Source organism: Streptomyces sp. NRRL S-378 (assembly GCF_000720645.1).
In the GTDB taxonomy this organism is placed as follows: domain Bacteria; phylum Actinomycetota; class Actinomycetes; order Streptomycetales; family Streptomycetaceae; genus Streptomyces.
Window position 1 is genome coordinate 64,746 of sequence record NZ_JOBX01000001.1, and the last position, 18,248, is coordinate 82,993.

General features: G+C 73.8%; 21 protein-coding genes. 8 read left to right on the forward strand and 13 right to left on the reverse strand.

Features of this window, described 5'->3' with window-relative positions:
- Positions 1-38: 38 nt before the first annotated feature.
- Together IH80_RS0100325 and IH80_RS0100330 are read left to right on the forward strand one after the other, a co-directional pair.
- Positions 39-644 carry a TetR/AcrR family transcriptional regulator gene (locus tag IH80_RS0100325; protein WP_030956641.1) on the forward strand — a complete coding sequence of 202 codons (606 nt, stop codon included), beginning with the start codon at positions 39-41 and terminating at the stop codon, positions 642-644.
- A 189-nt stretch (positions 645-833) separates the two neighbouring features.
- Positions 834-1,499 (forward strand): MSMEG_1061 family FMN-dependent PPOX-type flavoprotein, encoded by a 666-nt coding sequence (locus IH80_RS0100330; protein WP_030956642.1) that lies wholly within the window; start codon positions 834-836, stop codon positions 1,497-1,499.
- Between the two features lie 42 nt (positions 1,500-1,541).
- On the opposite strand, the gene IH80_RS0100335 is transcribed toward IH80_RS0100330, so the two are convergent.
- Both IH80_RS0100335 and IH80_RS0100340 read right to left on the reverse strand, forming a co-directional pair.
- The gene (locus tag IH80_RS0100335; RefSeq protein WP_030956644.1) at positions 1,542-2,099 is read right to left on the reverse strand and encodes a DUF4240 domain-containing protein; all 558 of its coding nucleotides are present in this window, start codon (positions 2,097-2,099) and stop codon (positions 1,542-1,544) included.
- Positions 2,100-2,127: 28 nt separating this feature from the next.
- Positions 2,128-2,928, reverse strand: a complete 801-nt coding sequence (locus tag IH80_RS0100340; RefSeq protein ID WP_030956646.1) for a hypothetical protein — start codon at positions 2,926-2,928, stop codon at positions 2,128-2,130.
- Between the two features lie 32 nt (positions 2,929-2,960).
- Between IH80_RS0100340 and IH80_RS0100345 the strand changes: the two genes are divergently transcribed.
- Complete coding sequence (locus tag IH80_RS0100345; protein ID WP_030956647.1) at positions 2,961-3,464, forward strand: LURP-one-related/scramblase family protein; 504 nt, start codon at positions 2,961-2,963, stop codon at positions 3,462-3,464.
- 161 nt (positions 3,465-3,625) lie between these two features.
- Positions 3,626-3,988: a hypothetical protein gene (locus IH80_RS0100350; protein ID WP_037878530.1), complete on the forward strand. Its 363-nt coding sequence runs from the start codon at positions 3,626-3,628 to the stop codon at positions 3,986-3,988.
- A gap of 3 nt (positions 3,989-3,991) precedes the next feature.
- Here IH80_RS0100350 and IH80_RS0100355 read toward each other — a convergent pair whose 3' ends face one another.
- Complete coding sequence (locus IH80_RS0100355; RefSeq protein WP_030956649.1) at positions 3,992-4,771, reverse strand: carbon-nitrogen family hydrolase; 780 nt, start codon at positions 4,769-4,771, stop codon at positions 3,992-3,994.
- A 150-nt stretch (positions 4,772-4,921) separates the two neighbouring features.
- Between IH80_RS0100355 and IH80_RS0100360 the strand changes: the two genes are divergently transcribed.
- The gene (locus IH80_RS0100360) at positions 4,922-5,752 is read left to right on the forward strand and encodes a maleylpyruvate isomerase family mycothiol-dependent enzyme (RefSeq protein ID WP_030956650.1); all 831 of its coding nucleotides are present in this window, start codon (positions 4,922-4,924) and stop codon (positions 5,750-5,752) included.
- Positions 5,753-5,866: 114 nt separating this feature from the next.
- Here IH80_RS0100360 and IH80_RS0100365 read toward each other — a convergent pair whose 3' ends face one another.
- Positions 5,867-7,213: an MFS transporter gene (locus IH80_RS0100365; protein ID WP_234432075.1), complete on the reverse strand. Its 1,347-nt coding sequence runs from the start codon at positions 7,211-7,213 to the stop codon at positions 5,867-5,869.
- A gap of 131 nt (positions 7,214-7,344) precedes the next feature.
- The gene (locus IH80_RS0100370; protein WP_030956652.1) at positions 7,345-7,995 is read right to left on the reverse strand and encodes a GntR family transcriptional regulator; all 651 of its coding nucleotides are present in this window, start codon (positions 7,993-7,995) and stop codon (positions 7,345-7,347) included.
- Positions 7,996-8,260: 265 nt separating this feature from the next.
- On the opposite strand from IH80_RS0100370, the gene IH80_RS0100375 reads away from it, so the two are divergent.
- Positions 8,261-9,451, forward strand: coding sequence for a DUF418 domain-containing protein (locus IH80_RS0100375; RefSeq protein ID WP_030956655.1), 1,191 nt, complete (start codon positions 8,261-8,263; stop codon positions 9,449-9,451).
- On the opposite strand, the gene IH80_RS44495 is transcribed toward IH80_RS0100375, so the two are convergent.
- The 3 genes from IH80_RS44495 to IH80_RS0100390 form a co-directional block, all read right to left on the reverse strand.
- The gene (locus tag IH80_RS44495) at positions 9,423-9,782 is read right to left on the reverse strand and encodes a hypothetical protein (protein WP_030956656.1); all 360 of its coding nucleotides are present in this window, start codon (positions 9,780-9,782) and stop codon (positions 9,423-9,425) included. The genes IH80_RS0100375 and IH80_RS44495 overlap by 29 nt on opposite strands.
- Positions 9,783-9,796: 14 nt before the next feature.
- Positions 9,797-11,671: a C1 family peptidase gene (locus IH80_RS0100385; protein ID WP_234432068.1), complete on the reverse strand. Its 1,875-nt coding sequence runs from the start codon at positions 11,669-11,671 to the stop codon at positions 9,797-9,799.
- Between the two features lie 204 nt (positions 11,672-11,875).
- Positions 11,876-12,148: a glutaredoxin domain-containing protein gene (locus IH80_RS0100390; RefSeq protein ID WP_051808579.1), complete on the reverse strand. Its 273-nt coding sequence runs from the start codon at positions 12,146-12,148 to the stop codon at positions 11,876-11,878.
- Positions 12,149-12,258: 110 nt separating this feature from the next.
- Here IH80_RS0100390 and IH80_RS0100395 point away from each other — a divergent pair, with 110 nt between their 5' ends.
- Together IH80_RS0100395 and IH80_RS0100400 are read left to right on the forward strand one after the other, a co-directional pair.
- Positions 12,259-13,464: a DUF1266 domain-containing protein gene (locus tag IH80_RS0100395; protein ID WP_030956661.1), complete on the forward strand. Its 1,206-nt coding sequence runs from the start codon at positions 12,259-12,261 to the stop codon at positions 13,462-13,464.
- 86 nt (positions 13,465-13,550) lie between these two features.
- Positions 13,551-13,967, forward strand: coding sequence for a PPOX class F420-dependent oxidoreductase (locus tag IH80_RS0100400; RefSeq protein WP_030956662.1), 417 nt, complete (start codon positions 13,551-13,553; stop codon positions 13,965-13,967).
- A gap of 53 nt (positions 13,968-14,020) precedes the next feature.
- Here the strand turns inward: IH80_RS0100400 and IH80_RS0100405 are convergent, their stop codons facing one another.
- The 5 genes from IH80_RS0100405 to IH80_RS0100425 form a co-directional block, all read right to left on the reverse strand.
- Positions 14,021-14,785 (reverse strand): hypothetical protein, encoded by a 765-nt coding sequence (locus IH80_RS0100405; RefSeq protein ID WP_030956663.1) that lies wholly within the window; start codon positions 14,783-14,785, stop codon positions 14,021-14,023.
- A gap of 52 nt (positions 14,786-14,837) precedes the next feature.
- A complete protein-coding gene (locus IH80_RS0100410) occupies positions 14,838-15,230 on the reverse strand; it encodes an Imm50 family immunity protein (RefSeq protein ID WP_030956664.1) in 393 nt (130 codons plus the stop codon).
- The gene (locus tag IH80_RS0100415; protein WP_051808581.1) at positions 15,230-15,715 is read right to left on the reverse strand and encodes a hypothetical protein; all 486 of its coding nucleotides are present in this window, start codon (positions 15,713-15,715) and stop codon (positions 15,230-15,232) included. The genes IH80_RS0100410 and IH80_RS0100415 overlap by 1 nt, the downstream gene beginning before the upstream one ends.
- The gene (locus IH80_RS0100420) at positions 15,712-16,647 is read right to left on the reverse strand and encodes a GNAT family N-acetyltransferase (RefSeq protein WP_030956667.1); all 936 of its coding nucleotides are present in this window, start codon (positions 16,645-16,647) and stop codon (positions 15,712-15,714) included. Before IH80_RS0100420 ends, IH80_RS0100415 begins: the two co-directional genes overlap by 4 nt.
- Positions 16,648-16,808: 161 nt before the next feature.
- The gene (locus IH80_RS0100425) at positions 16,809-18,242 is read right to left on the reverse strand and encodes a dihydrolipoamide acetyltransferase family protein (protein ID WP_030956669.1); all 1,434 of its coding nucleotides are present in this window, start codon (positions 18,240-18,242) and stop codon (positions 16,809-16,811) included.
- Between the last annotated feature and the right edge of the window lie 6 nt (positions 18,243-18,248).

The window sequence follows — 18,248 nt, forward strand, 5'->3', positions numbered from 1 at the left end:
ACTCCCTAAAGCGACGACTGTTGCGTTAGAATGCTGACATGCCAACCACCACCTCCGCAAGCGGCTCTCGTCCGGGAGGCCGCAGCGCCCGGGTCCGCGCCCAGGTCCTCGAAGCCACCGGGGCGCAGCTGGTCGAGCACGGGTACGACGGGCTGACCGTCGACGCCGTGGCCGAGCGGGCCGGAGTGCACCGCACCACCGTCTACCGCCGCTGGCGGGACGTCGGCGGGCTGCTGGCCGACCTCCTGGACGCGGCGGCCGACGACGGCTGGGAACCGGCGGACACCGGAACGCTGGAGGGCGATCTGACGGCGCTGAACGAGGAGATCCTGGCCGGGGTCGCCGCCGATCCCCCGCTGACCACGGCACTGATCGCCGCGTCGTTCCGCTCGGCCCAGGCGGCGCGGGCGCTGCGGGCCTTCTGGGAGGACCGGTACGACCGCTGCGCGGTGGTCGCGGTACGCGCCGAGGAGCGGGGCGAACTCCCGCCGGGCACCCGGTCCCGGGAGCTGCTCGTCGCGGCGACCGCGCCGATGTACCACGAACTGGTCCTGCTGGGCACGCCGCCCGACCCGCACCTCCCGGCCGCCGCCGCCCGCACCGCCGCCCTGGCGGCCCGGGCCGGCGCCTTCACCGCGCCCTAGAGGGTGCCCTGCCGGTCAGGGCCGGATCAGGGAGCGGTTCCGGCGCCGTGGAGCGCACGGCGGACGAGGGAGGCGACGCGGAACGTCGCCACCGAGGACGACGCGGCGAGGCGCGGAGCCAGAACCCGCGGGCCCGGCATGACCGGCAAGACACCCCCAGGGCCCGAGCGGCCGGTAGCGTGCGGGAACGTGACGGACAGCACGCCGCCGAACGGGCGGACATTCGAGGCCCTGAACGCCGACGCCATACGCAGCACCGGGCAGTTGCGCGAGCTGTACGAGGATCCGGGGGAGATGGCCCGCCGCAAGACCGTCGACCGGATCCACGACGCCGCCCGTGCGGTCATCGGGCGGTCCTCGCTGGTGTTCGTCGCGAGCGCCGGGGCCGAGGGGACGTGCGACGTGACGCCCCGGGGCGGGCCGCCCGGATTCGTCGCCGTCCTCGACGAGTTCACCCTCGCGATCCCCGACGCCACCGGCAACAAGCGGCTCGACACCGCCCACAACATCGTGGAGACGGGCCGGGCCGGGCTGATCTTCGTCATCCCGGGCCGGGCCACCACGCTGCGCGTGAACGGACGGGCCTGCATCAGCGCCGATCCGCGGCTGCTGGAGCAGCTGACCGCCGTCGGCAAACCGCCGCGCAGCGCGATCGTCGTCGGGGTCGAGGAGGCGTACCAGCACTGCCCGAAGGCGTTCCTGCGCAGCGGCGCGTGGAAGCCCGGGCAGTGGCTCGCCGAGGACGCCGCCCCGAGCTCCGCCGAGGTCACGCTCTCCCACCTGGACATGCCCGGGCTGACGATCGAGGACGTCCGCCGGCAGGAACGCGAGTCGCTGCTCTACCGGTACGAGTAGCCGGGCGGCCCGCGGCCGACGGTCCGGCTGCCGACAGCCGGACTACGACTCGCCGAACAGGGAGCTCAGGCGCGGCAGTCGGGTGGCCAGCTCGGCCTCGTCGTCGAAGTCGAAGTCCCAGGCCGGGTCCAGGGGCGGGTAGCTGATCGTGAAGGAGTCCGAGGGGAGCTCACGGCCGGTGGCGCTCTCGTACGCGGTCCATGCGATCGAGAGCGCCTCCTCGTTCTCCAGTACCAGGCCCTCCGCCGCCGCCCCGCGGACCGCGGGGTGCTCCGCCAGGGAGTCCGGGTCGGCCAGGGCGGCGTCGAAGACCGCCCGGCCCTGGGTGAGGAGCCAGCCGCGGAAGTAGTCGAAGCCGTCGTCCGAGCAGCCGCCGTTGATCATGTAGGCGGCGGCCCAGAGCGGACTGCGGTAGGACTCGGCGAGCAGGTCCCACAGCACCTGCTGGGCCGCGAGCACCTCCGCCTCGGTGCGGGACGCGAGCAGCTCCGCGGCCCGCCGCGCCACCGCGTCCCGGTCCGCTTCCCCCTCCGCCGCCGGGTCCGCCGCCGTGTCCGCGCGCGCCGTCTCGATCAACTGCCAGAACGTCTGCTTGTCCATGGGCAGAGCCTGGCACCCGGCACTGACATCAGCCGAGGAAGGAGCGGAGGGATCCCGCGAGCGAGGTGACGAAGGCGTCCTGGACCCCCGCGGGGACGAGGTCGAGGGACAGGTACGGGTTGAGGTCCTCCAGCTCGACGAGGAGCAGTTCGCCGGAGGGAGCCCGGCAGGCGTCCACCCGCTGGATGCCGTGCGAGAGGGTGTTCCACTCGACGAAGGCGCGGGCGAAGGCCAGGTCCTCGCCGGTCGGCTCGTACGGGCGCAGCTCCCAGCGGCGGGCCGGGTCCGGGGCGTGGAGCGCGTACTGGAAGGTGTCGTCGACGAAGTAGAAGGACACCTCGTACGCGAAGTCGATGCGCGGCTGGATCAGCACAGCCCCGGCCGGGCCGTCGGGCGTCGCGGTGAAGGTGAGGCCGATGGAGTCGGCGCCCTGCTTCGGCTTGACCACGTACTCGGGCACCTGCGGCAGTTCCCCGAGCCGGGCCGGGTCGTCGACGGTCGGGATGACCGGGTAGCCGGCGGCCGTCAGGTCGAGCAGGTACTGCTTGCCGGCCATGTCGGCGCGGCCGGTGAGGGGGTTGTAGACGGGCGCGCCGGCGGCCAGGGCGGCGGCGCGGAAGGCGTCGTACTCCTCCTGGTAGTGAAGGACCGGGCCGCTGTTGCGCACGATCACGGCGTCGAAGCCGGACATCAGGGCGCGTGCGTCGGCGGGGTGGCACAGGGCCAGCCCGAAGTGCTCGCGCAGGCGCGAGGTGAGGAATATGTCCTCGTCGCAGTAGCGGCGGCCGCGTGCGGGGTACGCCAGGTCGGTCACGTAGAGCAGGGGCATGAGGGCAACCTATCGCGGGCACTGATGAGCGCATGAAATACCTCGTTCGGGACAAAATGCTGGCCATCGGGGACGACTACTGGATCGAGGACGAGGACGGGCGGCACGCCTTCCTCGTCGACGGGAAGGCGCTGCGCTTCCGGGACACGCTGGAGCTGAAGGATCCGGACGGCCGGATCCTGATCACCCTGCGGGAGAAGCTCTTCGGCTTCCGCGACGCGATGACCCTGGAGCGGGACGAGCGGCGGCTCGCGGTGATCCGCAGGAAGCGCCTCTCGCTGCTGCGCAACCACTTCCGGGTGACGCTGGCCGAGGGCACCGAGCTCGACGTGAGCGGGCGGATCCTGGACCGGGAGTTCAAGGTCGAGTACGACGGGGAGCTGCTCGCGCTGGTCTCCCGGCAGTGGTACCGGGTGCGGGAGACGTACGCGGTGGACGTGGTCCGGGAGGACGCGGACGCGGCACTGCTGGTCGCGGTCGCGGTGTGCGTGATCCGCATGGCCGAGAAGGAACGGGAGGACGCCCCGGGCGACTGAGTACCGGGCCCGCGGGGAAATGAGCATCCGGGCTCATGCCGCCGCGGCGGGCCGGCGGCGAGGATCGTGGACGTCCCCAGGGACCGGCCCCACCGGACCTCGGCACCACGGCACGGCACGGCACGGCACACGACATCACGGCACGACGGAAGGAACCCACGGTGAACCCCAGCACCCACGCGGCCCTGTACGGTCCGTGGCGGCCCGCGCGGCCCGTCCGCAGGGAACGGCCCGCCGTCGTCGTGCTCGCCGGGCTGCTGTGGGCGGTCACCGCCCTCTCGGTCTCCTGGGTCGGCGGCCTCGCGTGCATCGGACTGCTCTGGACCGCCGCGGCCGGGGAGCCCGCCGCCGGCTTGGTCCTGCCGCTCCTGCTGATCCCGGCGGGCGCCGCCGGGATCACCGCCCTGGCCCGTGCACCCCGGGTCCGTGACCTGGCCGCGTCCACGCGGATGCTGCTCCTCGGCGCGGTGGCGTGCCCGGTTCCGACCGCCCTCGCGCTCTGGCTCTGGGCCCTGACCGGCTGACCGTCAGCGGCCCAGGCGGCGGTCCTTGAGGGCCGGGAACTGCGCGCGCGTGTCGGCGACCCTGGCCGGGTCCAGGTCCACCGTGAGGACCTCCTCGCCGGGACCCGCCTCCGCCAGGACCTCGCCCCACGGGTCCACGACCAGACTGTGCCCGGCCTGTTCGACGCCCGCGTGGGTGCCGGCCAGCCCGCACGCCAGGACGTACGACTGGTCCTCCACGGCGCGTGCCCGGTTCAGCAGCGTCCAGTGCGCGCGGCGGCGCGCGGGCCAGCCGGCGGCGACGATCATCGTGGTGGCCCCGGCGTCGACCAGGCCGCGGAACAGCTCCGGGAAGCGCAGGTCGTAGCAGGTGGCGATGCCGAGGGTCTGCTCCGGCAGCTCCACCGTGGTCAGCGAATCACCGGCGGACATGAGGACCGCCTCGCCCTGGTCGAAGCCGAAGCGGTGGATCTTGCGGTAGGTGGCGGCCAGCTCGCCGGCCGGGGACAGGACGAGGGCGGTGTTGTAGAGGGAGCCGTCGCCCGCGCGCTCCACGACCGAGCCCGCGTGCAGCCAGACCCCGGCATCGGCCGCCGCCTTCGACATGGCCTCGTAGGTCGGCCCGTCCAGCGGCTCCGCCTCGGTCTCGAACTGCTCGTAGGCGAAGGCGCCGACCGTCCACAGCTCGGGCAGCACGACGAGATCGGAATCGTCCTGTTCCCGTACGAGATCGGCCACGCGGGCGCGTCGGGAAGACACCGACTCGCCCTCGTTCACTGCGATTTGGATCAGCGAGGCGCGCACACTACCACCGTCCTGGCGTTCAGGTCGTCAACTCGGGCCTACGAATCGTCACACGAAAGCACTGCCGGGGTGCTCACAGGCAGCGTAGTTTTGGAAACTGAGTCCACCGCTTCCGAAACGCGCCACTGAACAGCACCGCGAGGGGTCCCGTTGACCGTCCATCCGCATCCCAGTCTTCAGCCCTATGCCGACGCGTGGACGCACTCGATCGAGGCGATATCCGAGCTGGTCCTCCCCCTGACGGAGGGCGAGTGGAACCGGGCGACGCCGTGCCCGGGCTGGTCGGTCCGTGACGTCGTCTCCCACATCATCGGCATCGAGTGCGAGCAGCTCGGGGACCCCCGGCCGATCCATACCGTGGCCCGTGACCTGCGGCACGTGGTGGACGAGTTCAGCCGGTACATGGAGGTGCAGGTCGACGTGCGACGCCACCACACCGCACCGGAGATGACCTCGGAGCTGGAGTACACCGTCATCCGCCGCGCGCGGCAGCTGCGCAACGAGAAGCGGGATCCGGACACCATGGTGCGCGGCCCGCTGGGCGACCAGGTGACCCTGGAACACGCGTTGCGGCTGCGGGCGTTCGACGTGTGGATCCACGAGCAGGACCTGCGGTGGGCGCTGGGGGCCCCGGGGAACTGGGACTCGCCGGGCGCGTACGTGGCGCGGGACGTCCTGCTGGCCGGGCTGCCGAAGGTGGTGGCCAAGCGCGCGGGAGCCCCGGCGAACTCGGCGGTGGTGATCGACGTGCACGGTCAGCTGGAGTTCATGCGGACGGTACGGGTGGACGCGGACGGCCGCGGCACGGTGGACAAGTCCCCGTCGCTGGGCCCGGCGGTGACGCTGACCCTGGACTGGGAGACGTACGTCCGGCTCGCGGCGGGCCGGGTACGGGCGCACACGGTCGCCGACCGGGTGAAGGTGGAGGGTGACGCACAGCTGGCGGAGGCGATCCTGACGCAGTTCTCCGTGACCCCGTGACCCCGACCCCGGCCCCGGTGACCCGTGTGACGCCGCGACGCCCGTGACGCCGTGCGCGGGCCCGGGCCGCCCGTCGCGGAAGAGCGGGTGCAGGCCGCGCACGGGCGGCGCGGCCTACGGCGTCTCGCGCCCCGCTGATTCCGGCAGCGGACGCGCCGTGCGGCGGGGCTGCGGTTCCGTCCCCGGGCCGGGTACCCGCGGGGCCGCCGGCGCGGTGACCGGCGCGGTGACGGGTGCGGTCGACCGGGCCGGGGCCGTGGCGCGGCCGCGGTCCGCCTCGCGGGCCAGTGCGCGTCGGCGCAGGCCGAGGATCCGGTGGACGCCGAGCGCTTCGAGCACGAAGACCGCCGAGAAGGCGATGCGGTAGTCGTCGCCGGTGGCGTCCAGCAGGAGTCCCACCGTCAGCAGGGTGGTCATGGAGGCGATGAAACCGCCCATGTTGGTGATCCCGGAGGCGGTGCCCTGGCGTTCGGGAGGGTTGGCCGGGCGGGCGAAATCGAAGCCGATCATCGACGCGGGGCCGCAGCCGCCCAGCACCAGGCACAGGGTGATCAGCAGCCACATCGGGGCGTGCCCGCCCGGGTACGCGAGGACCGCACCCCACAGCAGCGCCGTGAGACCGACCGTCCCCAGGGCGAGCGGTATCCGCGCGGCCTGGCGGCGGCCGATGATCTGGCCGTAGACCAGCCCGAGCGCCATGTTCGAGGCGACGACCAGCGTCAGCAGCCCGCCCGCGGTGCTCCGTGTCAGTCCCTGCGCCTCGATCAGGAAGGGCATCCCCCACAGCAGCAGGAACACCATCGCGGGGAACTGCGTGGTGAAGTGCACCCACAGCCCGAGCCGGGTGCCGGGTTCGCTCCAGGACTCCTTGATCTGGCGGCGCACGAATCCCGCACCCCCGGTCCGCGCCCGCGGCGCCGGCTCGTGTCCCTCCGGGTGGTCGCGCAGGAACAGCACCAGCGGCACCAGCACCACCAGCCCGGCCGCCGCGCTGCCGGCGAAGGCCGCGGTCCAGCCGACCCCGTGCAGCACGGGGGCGAGGACGAGCGTGGAGACGAGGTTGCCCGCCATGCCGACGAGCCCGGCCAGCTGCGCCATCAGCGGCCCGCGCCGGGCCGGGAACCAGCGGGTGCCGAGCCGCAGCACGGAGATGAAGGTCAGCGCGTCGCCGCAGCCCAGCAGCGCGCGGGCGGCGAGCGCCATCTCGTACGAGGGGGACAGCGCGAAGCCGAGCTGACCGGTGGTGAAGAGCACCGCGCCCAGCGTCAGCACCTTCTTGGTGCCGAGCCGGTCCACCATCAGGCCGACGGGGACCTGCATGCCCGCGTAGACGAGGAGCTGGAGCAGGGAGAAGGAGGCGAGGGCGGAGGCGCCCACGTGGAAGCGGTCCGCCGCTTCGAGACCGGCGACGCCCAGGCTGGTACGGAAGATCACCGCCACGAAGTAGACGGCGACGCCGATGCACCAGACGGCGACGGCCTTCCCGCCGCCCGGCGGATCCTCCGGCCCGGCGCCCCGGGCCCCCGCGGCCCCCGCGGCCCCCGTGGCCGCCGCGGTGCCGCCCGCCGGCCCGGCGCCCTTCGGCCCGGCGGTCACAGGCCCGGCCCCCGTACCAGCGACTCGACCCGGCCGATGTGCCCGCGGACCGCCGCGGCGGCCGCCCCGGCGTCCCCGGCCCGCAGCGCGTCCAGGATCTCGGCGTGTTCGGCCAGGGTCCGCTCCAGCCGGTCGGGGTGGGCGTGCAGCAGGGCCACGCCCATCCGCAGCTGCCGGTCCCGGAGCTGGTCGTAGAGTCGGCACAGGATCTGGTTCCCGGCGCTGCGCACGATCTCGGCGTGGAAGCCGCGGTCCGCCGCCATCATCGCGGCGAGGTCGCCCGCAGCGGCGTGCCGGCGCTGTTCGCCGAGCAGCTCTTCGAGCCGGTCCAGCAGGCCGGGTGGCGCCGGTACGGCCCTGCGTACGGTGAACTCCTCCACCAGCAGCCTGGTTTCGAGGACGTCGTTGATCTCCTGCGCGGAGACCGGCAGGACCAGGGCGCCCTTCTTCGGGTACAGCTTCAGCAGCCCCTCGGTCTCCAGGCGCAGCAGCGCCTCGCGGACCGGCGTCCGCGACACCCCTACCGCTTCGGCGAGTTCACCCTCGGTGAGGAGGGTTCCGCCCTCGTAGCGCCGGTCGAGCACCCCGTGCTTGACGTGGCTGTAGACGCGGTCGGCGGCGGTCGCGGTGCTGGTGGCGGCGGGCATGCACACAGCATAGATACAACAGAGGTGCAAGCCGGGGTCCGGTCCGGGATGTGGACCGGCGGCACCCCGGGGCAGGACGCCGCCCCGCGGCAGGGCTCCCGCCGCCCCGCGGCAGGACTTCCGCCGCACCACGTCGTCGTTCCGTGGCAGGAGGCGCGCCCGGGTCTTCTCCGACCTCGCCCGCGCCCGCCTGCACCGAAGGATGTACCGCGCCTTCGTCCGCCCGCACGAGGTACCCGGCCCGGCGCGCCGGGAGCCTGGAGTCATGGCCGACACCCTCGCCCCGGTGGTCCGCACGACCACCCGGCTCCCCCTCCTGGACGTCCTGCGCGGCGCCGCCATCCTCGGCACCCTCATGACCAACGTCTGGATCTTCGCCTCCCCCGGCTCGGAGTGGAGCGTGCTCCAGGGCGGTCTGGGGTCGCCCGATCCCATCGCGGACCCCTCCGCGGCGAACATCGCCGAAACCCTCTTCCGCTTCCTCGCCGACGGCAAGTTCCTCGCCCTGCTCACGGTGCTCTTCGGGGTCGGCCTGGCCATCCAGTACGACTCCGCAGCCCGCCGCGGCGAACGGTGGCCCGGCCGCTACCCGAAGCGCGCCGCCTTCCTCTTCGTCGAGGGCACCGTCCACTTCGTCCTCGTCTTCGCCTGGGACGTGCTGATGGGGTACGCGGTGACCGCCCTGCTCGTGGCCTGGCTGCTGGCCCGGTCGGAGAAGGTGCGCTGCGTGGCCCTGTGGACGGCCGCCGGAGTGCACCTGGCGCTGGTCGCCCTGGTGACCCTGGCAGCGGTTAGCACGGCGGACTCCGGGCCGGACGGGCCCGAACCGGCCGCCGTCGAGCTGTACGCCCAGGGCGGTTACGCGGCCCAGGTCGCCTTCCGCCTGGAGAACGCCGTCGCCCTGCGCATCGAGCCCGTCTTCTCCTTCGGACTGCTGGTCTTCCTCTTCCTCCTCGGCGTACGGCTCCACCGCTCCGGCGCCTTCACCGACACCGCCGAAGGCCGCCGCATCCGCACCCGGCTGGCCGCCTGGGGCCTGGGCCTCGGGCTGCCGCTGAACGCCGCGGCCACGCTCGGCGGCGACGACTTCTTCGTCCTGGGCCGCTACGGCGCCGCGCCGCTGCTCGCCCTGGGCTACATCGGCCTGATCGGCACCGCCCTGGACCGGCTGTGGATCCCGGCGACCGCGACGCGCGCCCTCGGCTCCGTCGGCCGCACCGCGCTGTCCTGCTACGTCGCCCAGAACCTGCTGTGCATGCTGCTCTGCTACGGGATCGGGCTGGGCCTCGCCGACCGGCTCGGCGGAAGCGGCCCCTGGTGGGTGATGGGCCTGTGGGCGGGCGTGAGCCTGGTCCTGGCCGCCGGGTCCTGGCTGTGGCTGCGCCGCTTCGACCGCGGCCCCTTGGAGGCCCTGCAGCACAAGGCCCTCAGCCCGCGCCGCCGCTCCCCGGCGTGACCCCGCTGTCCGGCGTGACCCCCCTGTCCGGCGTGACCTCGACCTCCAGCACGAACTCGTCGTACGGCGCCTCGTCCGGGTAGGGCGGCCGCACCTGCGCGAAGCGGATCCTGGCCCGGCCCCCGCCCCGGGGCCGGGCCCTGACGACGTAGCCCGTCTCCACCGCGGCCCCCGGCGGGGCGGCGCCCGGGGCGGCCGGCCCCGGCGCCACCGACACCACGTCCGCGTCCCCCGTGACCTGCCAGGTCCACACGTACCCGCGCGCGCCCCGCCCGGTGAGCCGCAACACGTACACCTCACCGGGTCTCAGCACGACCCTGCGTACCTCCACGGCCGCCGGTCCTCTCAGACGGGGCCGATCACCGGCCCTTCGTGCCAGCCCGCGCCGTCGCGCCAGTAGTGCTGGAGGCGGCGGTCGGTGCGCAGGACGACGACTTCCAGGTTGAACCCGAAGCTGCCCTGGAGCATCCCGGTGACCGCGGCGACGTCGTGGCCGAAGACCGCGCTGCGACGCCACGGGGAGCCTCCCGCGTTGCCGCGCCACCAGTGCTCCACCTGCCCTCCGGCGACCGCCACGCACAGCTCGTAGTTCCCGGCGGTGTCCTCGTCGGCGGCCCCGTACTGCCCCTCGATCAGGCAGGGCGCGGAGGTGGCGGGCGTACCGCTGCCGAAGACCTCCCCGGCGCGCCAGACGAAGCCGTTCGGGTCGTCGCGCCACCACAGCTGCATGCGGCCGTCGGTACGGGCGGCGACGAGGTCGAGGTGGCGCGCGCGGGTCTGGACGAGCGCGGGGCCGTAGTGGGCGATGCCGGAGGCGAAGCGGCCGCCGTCGTTCCAGGTCCAGGGGGCGCCGTTGATCCGCCACCAGTGGTTCAGGCGCCCGTCGGCGGTGCGGACCACCACCTCGAAGTTGCCGGGCTTGCCGTAGTCGCTCTGGATGAACGCCGGGGTGGATCCGACCGCGGCGTCCCCCGGCCCGAAGGCACCGCCGTCGCGCCACACTCCGGCGGACTGCTCGTAGTACCAGTGGCGCAGCCGGCCGCCCGTGGTCACGTGCAGGGACTCCATGTTGCGGTTGTAGGTGGTCCCGGTGAAGGCCGGCTGGCCGGAGGCGTCGTTCGCGAAGGTGCCCGCGCGGGCCCACGCGAAGGGCGCGTCGCCCTCGCGCCACCAGTGCTGGAGGCGGGCGCCCGTGGTGGTGGCGAGGAGCTCGAAGTTGCGGTGGGCCCGGCCGTTGCCGCTCTCGTAGACGTTGCCGGTGTGCAGGCGGCGCTTGGTCCACGGGTCGGGGTTGGTGCCGTGCAGTCCGCACTTGGCCCAGTAGTCGATGTTGACCTCGCCGTAGGCGATCCGGCCGTAGCCGCCCACGTGGTAGCCGGTGCCCCAGGAGTTCTTGAACAGCCAGCAGCCCGCCGCGTCGTCGTAGCCGACGACCAGGACGCAGTGGCCGCCCGCGAGGCGGTCGCTCGTACGGTGGTAGACGCCGGAGCCGAGGCCGAAGAAGTCGTCGTAGACGTCGAAGCAGGCCGTCAGCGGGCCGACCGTGTCCAGCCACACCTTCTGCTGCTCGACGTCGCCGAGGCGGACGTAGTCGGTGACCCGGACGGTCCGGCCGGAACGGTCCCAGCTGGGCGTGTACTCGGCGCGCCAGGCGTCGCGGCGGGCGGCCGGCAGCCCGGCCGGCGGGGTGCTGTACGGCCAGCAGTCCGGGTCGGCGAGACCACCGTTCGCCGTGATCCAGTCGAGGGCGGTCTCCGGGTTGCTGCCCTGGCCGCAGCTGAAGCGCAGACCGTCGTGGACGTCCCCCTCGGAGCGCTCCGCCCACACGTCGTGCTCGATGCGGGCCATGGACTCCACCAGGCCGGCGGCGCCGAAGGCCCAGCAGGAACCGCACGGGTTCTGGTCCTTCACCTTGGTGATCCACGGCCAGCCCCAGCGGTTGCGCCAGTCCACGGCGGCAGGCCGGGCCCCTGCGACCGCCGTCCGCGGCCCGCCGGGCAGCAGGCCGTGGGCGGCCCGGCGCCGGTTCAGGTGCGGGTTGCCGCTGACGTGCCCGATGAGGCCCGGCAGGTCGACCGGGCCCACGGCCCCGGCGGGCGTCAGGTTCGCCCCGGGCTCCAGACCGAGCGAGGGCCGCGGTACCGGCTCCTCGTCGGCCAGGTGCTCCAGCACCGACCAGCGCGCCCCCCGCGCGATCAGCTGCGCACGCAACTCCCCCACCGATTGGACAGACTCCTGCGGCATGGCGGCCCCCCAGCTGCAACCGTTCGGATCCGAGATCCGGGGAGCGTCCCTCCGCCACCGGAGGCCGTCAAGGGGGTCCGCACGGTCGCGCGGTGGCACGAGGGGAGCGTGCCACCACCCCCACCCGACCCCACCCCGGGCCGCCCCACGCCGTGGCCGGGACCGCGCCCGGTGGGCGGGTCAGCCGTCGGCGAGTGCCTCTCTGATCCGGGCCAGGGAGGGGTTCACCATCGGCGGGTGGCCGGTGACGACCACCGTCGGGACGGTTTCGTTCCCGTCGGCGACCCCGCGGACGAAGGCGGCAGCCTCCGGGTCCCGCCAGATGTCGACCTTCCGGCAGGGGATCCGCGCCAGCCGCAGCTGCGTGCGGAGCTTGATGCAGAAGACGCATCCGGGCCGCCAGTACACGGTGACGGCGGGGCCGTCGGATCCCCCGGTGCCGAACCGTCCCATGTCCCCGTCCCCTTGCCCGACTTCCCACCCGGCCTGCCGGGAACGACGGTACCCGTGAGGAGCCGGAACGGGCCGGTCTCCCCGCGGAGAGGGCCGTATAAGGTCCCCGTATGGGCACCTGGATCGCGCCGAGCGTCATCGAGAGAGAGCTGTACGAGGCCAAGAACGCCGGCGACTGGACCGCGTACTTCGATGTGCTCGCCCGCGCCCAGCTCTACCTGGTGCAGCCCCGGGTGCAGTCCGACGCCCACCCCGAGTCGGTCTTCTTCCACCCCACCGCGGACCGCATGCTCGTCGTCCGCACCGCCGGCATGCTGCCCGCGCCCACCCCCGAGACGGTCTTCGAGTCACGCAGCCTGGGCTGGTTCTCCACGGTGTGGACCGCCGACGATCCCGCCTTCCTCGCCGTGAACCCGGGATCCCCGGCCGAGGCCTACCTCACCACCACCCCCGCCGACCTGGCCCGCTGGCGCGCGCACGCGGACGCCGCGCCCTGCTACGGCCTGCCCGACGGCAAGGTCCACGCCCTCTTCACCGGCGGGCCCCTGCACGGGGACATCGCCCACGGCCTCGCCGTCGGGGGGCATCTCGCCGTCACGAACGGGGAGTTCTGGAACGCGCTCGCCTACCACGGCAGCGGCTACCAGCACGAGCGCCGCCGGGTCGCGAAGAGCTGGGGCATCACCGACCGGGCCGACTGGCTCGCCACGCTCGAAGAGCTCCTGAACACCACGGTCGTCAGCCCCGTCTGGGAGTTCGCGCTCCGCGTCCGCCGCGTCCTCGCCTCCGACTTCGCGGGACCCGTGGACGTCGAGCACTGGCGGCACGCCGCCGAGGCGAGCATGCGCCGCAACGCCGAACGGGCCGCCGAGCCGCAGCTCACCCCCGACGGGGTCACCGTCGCCCAGCCGCGCCCGACCGCCGAGGTCGAGGGGGAGATAGCCGGCGTCAAACGCCTCATCGGCCGGATAGCCCGCTACGAACAGCGCTTCCGGGCCGACGGGCTGCTCCCCGAGGACGGCTGGGTCCGCTCGGTCGAGGCCTGGGACCTCGGCCGCGCCTCCCAGATGGCCCGCTGGGGCATCGGCTGCCGCTACGGCACCCTGCACGAGGCGGAGAAGGCCGTGCTGCGCGCGGGGGAGGCGGCCCGCGGCACGTACCGCTCGTGGGAGGAGTTCTCCGCCGGGTACGTGCTCGGCCGGTGCCTTCACTTCGACGAGGAGGAGTTCGGCACCTGGTACACGGGCGCCCTCGCCGCCCACGTCACGCTGACCACCGACCCGGCCAGCCCGTGGCGCAACATCCCCTGGAAATGACCGGCCTCGGGACCGACCTCGGGTAGTCGGCGGCCGGGCCGAAATCCGCCCGCGTCCCACACCTCCCCGGAACTAGCCTCGTTTCCATGACTGTTGAGCTGAACGAAACCGTGCGGGGCCTGCTCGACGCGCCGCACCCCGCCGTCCTGTCGACCATCAACCCCGACGGCAGCCCGCAGAGTTCGGTGATCTGGGTGACCCGCGACGGGGACGATCTGCTGATCTCCACCGAACAGGGCCGCCGCAAGGAGCGCAACATCGTCCGCGACGGCCGGGTCGGCCTGACCGTCTTCGACCTGGCCAACCCCTTCCTCTACGCCGAGATCCGCGGCACCGCCACCGTCAGCGAGGACGTCGACCGGGCGGTGGCCGTCCGGATCGCCGAGGAGTACATGGGCCCGGGCGCCGGCAAGGAGTACCAGGACGCCCCGCCCGAGAACGTCCGCGTGATCGTCCGCATCACCCCGACCAAGGTCCTCGGCAACGCCGCCCGCCAGGACTGAGCCGCCCCCGGACGGCCCAGAGGGATTCCTTCTGGCGCCCCCGGCCCGGGCGCCTACGGCAGCAGGGGTCTGACCCGGGTCCAGGCGTCGACGGAGGTCGACAGCGGGTCGTCGTCCGCGAGGTGGGGGCGGACGGCCGTCAGCCAGGGGATCAGGGACTTGATGCGGCGCAGGTGCCGGATGCGGTGGTGCGGGAGGTCGCGCCAGACGCGGCCCTGCGCCGCCGCCTGGGCCGGGGCCAGGTCGATCAGCGCGAGCAGCCCCCGGCACAGGGCCGCCGGGTCACCGCCGCGGTCCGGGCCGAACTGCTGGATCAGATAGCCCTGTACGCAGGCCACTTCGGGCGCACTGACCAGTTCCGGCATGGCTTCGGCCGCCGCGCAGCGGTGGGTGGCCGCCAGGGCGACCCGGCCCCAGCGCAGCCGGACCTCGTCCGGCAGTCGCTCGTCGCGCATCCGCACTCCGGCCAGGACCCGCAGGGTCCGCGGGTGGGGTTCGTCGTTCAGCGGCGGGGTGGTGGCCAGCCAGGCCTCCAGATCCTCCAGCGAGTGCCCGTCGCGCGGCACCGACGTCAGCACCTGCCCGCGGGAGAGCAGCGCGACCATGGCGCCCGTGAAGTGGACCTTCGCGACGTGTCCCGCGTCGAAGGAGCCGACGGCCCGTCCGTACCGCTCGATGCGGCGCAGGCCCATCCGCGACTCGCCGACGGCGTAGACCTGCCCGGCGCGGGCCGTCCCGCCGATGCAGCGCACCACGCACACGCCACCCGTGACGTCGGCCTCCTCGACCGAGTAGACCTGCAGTTCGGCGATGGACACCCCAGCCCCCTTCCCCGGGCGGCAGGTTACCTCCCGGGGGTGGGGGCCGCGCTCACAAGGAGCCCTGGAGGCAGACGCGGGTGCGGGTGACGGCGGAGGCGGCGGCGGAGAAGCTCAGGCTGCGGCTCGGGCCGGTCACCGTGACCCGCAGGCGCCCGCCGCCGCCGGCGTCGAGGCGTACGGGGTCGCAGCCGTCCGGGGGCCCGGCGGCGAGACCCGTCATGCACAGGTGCTCCACGCCCGTGAACACGACGAAGAAGCGCAGGGTGTTGTAGGTGCCGCGCTCCCAGTCCGGCTCGGGGTGGTCGGGCAGCCGCGCGGTCTCGAAACCGAGGGTGACGGAGGTGTCCCGTTCGTCGACGTGCACGTAGTACAGGGGGCAGGAGGAGAGCTCGGGCGGGGTGTCGTAGAGCGCCGCGAGTTCGGGCCAGGGTGCGCGGCTCATCAGGCCCTTTCGTAGAAGGCGTTGACGTGGGTCGGCGGCAGCACCGGGTACAGCCGGTCGAAGAGCGGCCGGACGTGGCGGCGCGGCCCGCCGTCCCCGCCGTCGGCGTCGCGCGTGAAGACGCCGATACCGCCCAGCGACAGCGAGGCGACCGCGGTGAAGGACACCTCGGTGCCGGGCGCGGTGACGCGGACGGCCAGCCGGTTGCGGGGCAGTCCGGTGAGCCGGACGTCCGCCGTCACCGGCGGCCGCCAGCCCTCCATCACGAAGTCCTCGACGTGCGTGAAGCCGATCTGGCACTGGATCGTGTCCCCGGGACCGCCCTCCCAGCGGTCGGGGAACCTCGGCAGGTCCAGCCGCAGGACGACCCCCGGGCCCCAGCCGTCCGCGTGCACCGACCTCAGCCGGACGCCCGTCAGCGCGGGCACCTCGTCGTAGTACGGCGCGAGGGCCGGGGGGCCGGGGACGAGGTCGGCCCAGTTCACCGCTCGGCGGCTTCCAGCACGAGGCGGATCTCGGTGACCTCGTAGCCGGCCCGGTCGAAGGCCGCGGCCATCGGCAGGTTCACGGTGTCCGTGGTCGCGGTGATGCGCTCGGCGCCCGCCGCCGCGTGGAAGCGGGTGATCTCGGCGAGGACCTCGTCGATCAGGCCCCGGCCGCGCTGCTCCGGTACGACGCCCAGGTAACCGACGTTGCGGTGGTACGGGGTCGCCGAGGGCACGGCCAGACCGGCGAGGCGGCCGTCGGGCAGGTGGGCCAGGCGCCACCAGGAGCGCTGGCCGGGGCAGCCGAGGTAGAAGTCGAAGTCCTCGCGGGCCAGCTGCTCGGCGTCCATCAGCTCCAGCTCGTGCTGGGTGGCCAGGTCGAGGCTGCCGCGGGAGAGCCGGGCGAAGGCGTCCAGCATCTCCTCGTCGGTGCCCTCGCGGAAGACCAGCCGGCCGGTGGGCTCCGCCGTCCCGGCGGCCGGGGTCCATTCGTAGCGCAGCCGCTCGATCTCGCGGGTCAGCCCGGTCCGGTGCGCGGCCTCCCGGCGCCAGGCGACCGCCGCGGCCAGCTCCGGGTCGGCTCGCCAGCCGCGGGGCAGGGAGATGTTGTAGCCGGGGATCCCGCCGAAGGCGGCGTGACCGGCGTCCAGCAGCCCGGCGGCGACCCCGGCCGGGTCGGCCACCCCGGCCGCGACCTGGAGGCAGTCGAGCGCGATCGGCTGCTCGCTGTCGGCCCGGCCCCACCAGACGGCGCGGGCCAGGATCCGCCCGTCCTCGTCCTCGGCGGTCCGGATCCACTCGGGGCGGATCCGGTTCGCGGCGAGCTCCTCGCGGATCCTCCCGGCGGTCAGGGCGGGAACGGGGCCGTGTGCCGGGTGGGCTGTGACACGGTCCAGGTCTGCGGGATCCGAGGTGGCGGCGCGGAAGATCATCCGCCGATGATCACACGGTCCGACGGCTCCGGCCAGGGCTTTACCGCCGCGGGGACGGCCGATGGCCGGCCTCCTCGGGGGGAGACCGGCCATCGGTGTCGCGCTCGGGTACGTGTCCGTGTCCGGATCCGTGTCCGCTGCGTCGCTACGTCGCTGCGTCGCTACGACCAGGTGACCAGTCGGCGCGGGTGTTCCAGGACCGCCGCGATGTCGGCGAGGAACTTGGAGCCGAGTTCGCCGTCGATGAGACGGTGGTCGAACGACAGCGCCAGCGTGGTGACCTGGCGGGGCTTGACCTTGCCCTTGTGGACCCACGGCTGGAGCTTGATCGCACCGACCGCGAGGATCGCGGACTCGCCCGGGTTCAGGATGGGCGTACCGGTGTCGACGCCGAAGACGCCGACGTTGGTGATGGTGATCGTGCCGTTCTGCATGTCGGCCGGGGAGGTCTTGCCGTCGCGGGCCGTGGCGACCAGCGAGGACAGGGACTCCGACAGCTCGCCCAGGGTCTTGGCGTGGGCGTCCTTGATGTTCGGGACGATCAGCCCGCGGGGGGTGGCCGCCGCGATGCCCAGGTTGACGTAGTGCTTGAGCACGATCTCCTGGGCCGCCTCGTCCCAGGACGCGTTGACGTCCGGGTTGCGGCGGATGGCGACCAGGACGGCCTTGGCGATCAGGAGCAGCGGGTTGATCCGCAGACCGGCGAGGTCCGGGTCGTCCTTGAGCTCCTGGACCAGCTTCATCGTGCGGGTCACGTCGAGGGTGATGAACTCGGTGACGTGCGGCGCGGTGAAGGCCGAGCCGACCATGGCCTGGGCGGTGACCTTGCGGACGCCCTTGACCGGGATACGGGTCTCCCGCGCCGACGGGTCGGCCGCCGGGAGGGCCGCGGCGGCCTCGGCCACCGGGGCCTGGGCCTGCGGCGCGACGGGGGCCGCCGCCGCGGACGCGGCCTGCGGCGTGATCGCCGCGGCGGCCGCCGCGTGGACGTCCTCCCGGGTCACGACCCCGCCGTCACCGGTGGGCACCACCGAGGCCAGGTCGATGCCGAGGTCCTTGGCGAGCTTGCGCACGGGCGGCTTGGCCAGCGGACGCTCACCGGCCGGCTGCGCCGGGACCGCGGGGAGCACCGGCGCGGCGGCCGGAACAGCGGCGGGGGCCGCCGTGCCGTTCTGCGCGGCCGTGCCCGCCGGGGCCTTGCGCGGGCGGCGCTTGGTGGAGGCGGTGGAGACGCCGTAGCCGACCAGCACGGGCTGGCGGGCCTCGGCGACCGGCTCCTCGGCGGCCGGAGCCGCCGGGGCGGCCTCGGCGACGGGCGCGGCGGCCTCCTGGACCGGGGCGTCGGCGGCGGCGCCGGCGGTCTGCACCGAAATGATCACCTGGCCGACGTCGACCGTGGTGCCCTCCTCGAAGAGGAGCGCGTGCACGGTGCCGTCGAACGGGATCGGCAGCTCGACGGCGGCCTTGGCCGTCTCGACCTCGCAGACGACCTGGCCGTCGGTGACCGTGTCACCGGGCTGGACGTACCACTTGAGGATCTCGGCCTCGGTGAGGCCCTCGCCCACGTCGGGCATCTTGAATTCGCGGATGGTCATGGAACG

Bases quoted from the DNA above. Each gene is read 5' to 3' on its own strand.
- IH80_RS0100340 (WP_030956646.1), bottom strand. From the start codon at position 2,928: ATGCCCCTGCTCTACGTGACCGACCTGGCGTACCCCGCACGCGGCCGC.
- IH80_RS0100390 (WP_051808579.1), bottom strand. From the start codon at position 12,148: ATGGGACGGTTCGGCACCGGGGGATCCGACGGCCCCGCCGTCACCGTG.
- IH80_RS0100395 (WP_030956661.1), top strand. From the start codon at position 12,259: ATGGGCACCTGGATCGCGCCGAGCGTCATCGAGAGAGAGCTGTACGAG.
- IH80_RS0100325 (WP_030956641.1), top strand. From the start codon at position 39: ATGCCAACCACCACCTCCGCAAGCGGCTCTCGTCCGGGAGGCCGCAGC.
- IH80_RS0100410 (WP_030956664.1), bottom strand. From the start codon at position 15,230: ATGAGCCGCGCACCCTGGCCCGAACTCGCGGCGCTCTACGACACCCCG.
- IH80_RS0100370 (WP_030956652.1), bottom strand. From the start codon at position 7,995: ATGCCCGCCGCCACCAGCACCGCGACCGCCGCCGACCGCGTCTACAGC.
- IH80_RS0100420 (WP_030956667.1), bottom strand. From the start codon at position 16,647: ATGATCTTCCGCGCCGCCACCTCGGATCCCGCAGACCTGGACCGTGTC.
- IH80_RS0100400 (WP_030956662.1), top strand. From the start codon at position 13,551: ATGACTGTTGAGCTGAACGAAACCGTGCGGGGCCTGCTCGACGCGCCG.
- IH80_RS0100345 (WP_030956647.1), top strand. From the start codon at position 2,961: ATGAAATACCTCGTTCGGGACAAAATGCTGGCCATCGGGGACGACTAC.
- IH80_RS0100375 (WP_030956655.1), top strand. From the start codon at position 8,261: ATGGCCGACACCCTCGCCCCGGTGGTCCGCACGACCACCCGGCTCCCC.
- IH80_RS0100425 (WP_030956669.1), bottom strand. From the start codon at position 18,242: ATGACCATCCGCGAATTCAAGATGCCCGACGTGGGCGAGGGCCTCACC.
- IH80_RS0100335 (WP_030956644.1), bottom strand. From the start codon at position 2,099: ATGGACAAGCAGACGTTCTGGCAGTTGATCGAGACGGCGCGCGCGGAC.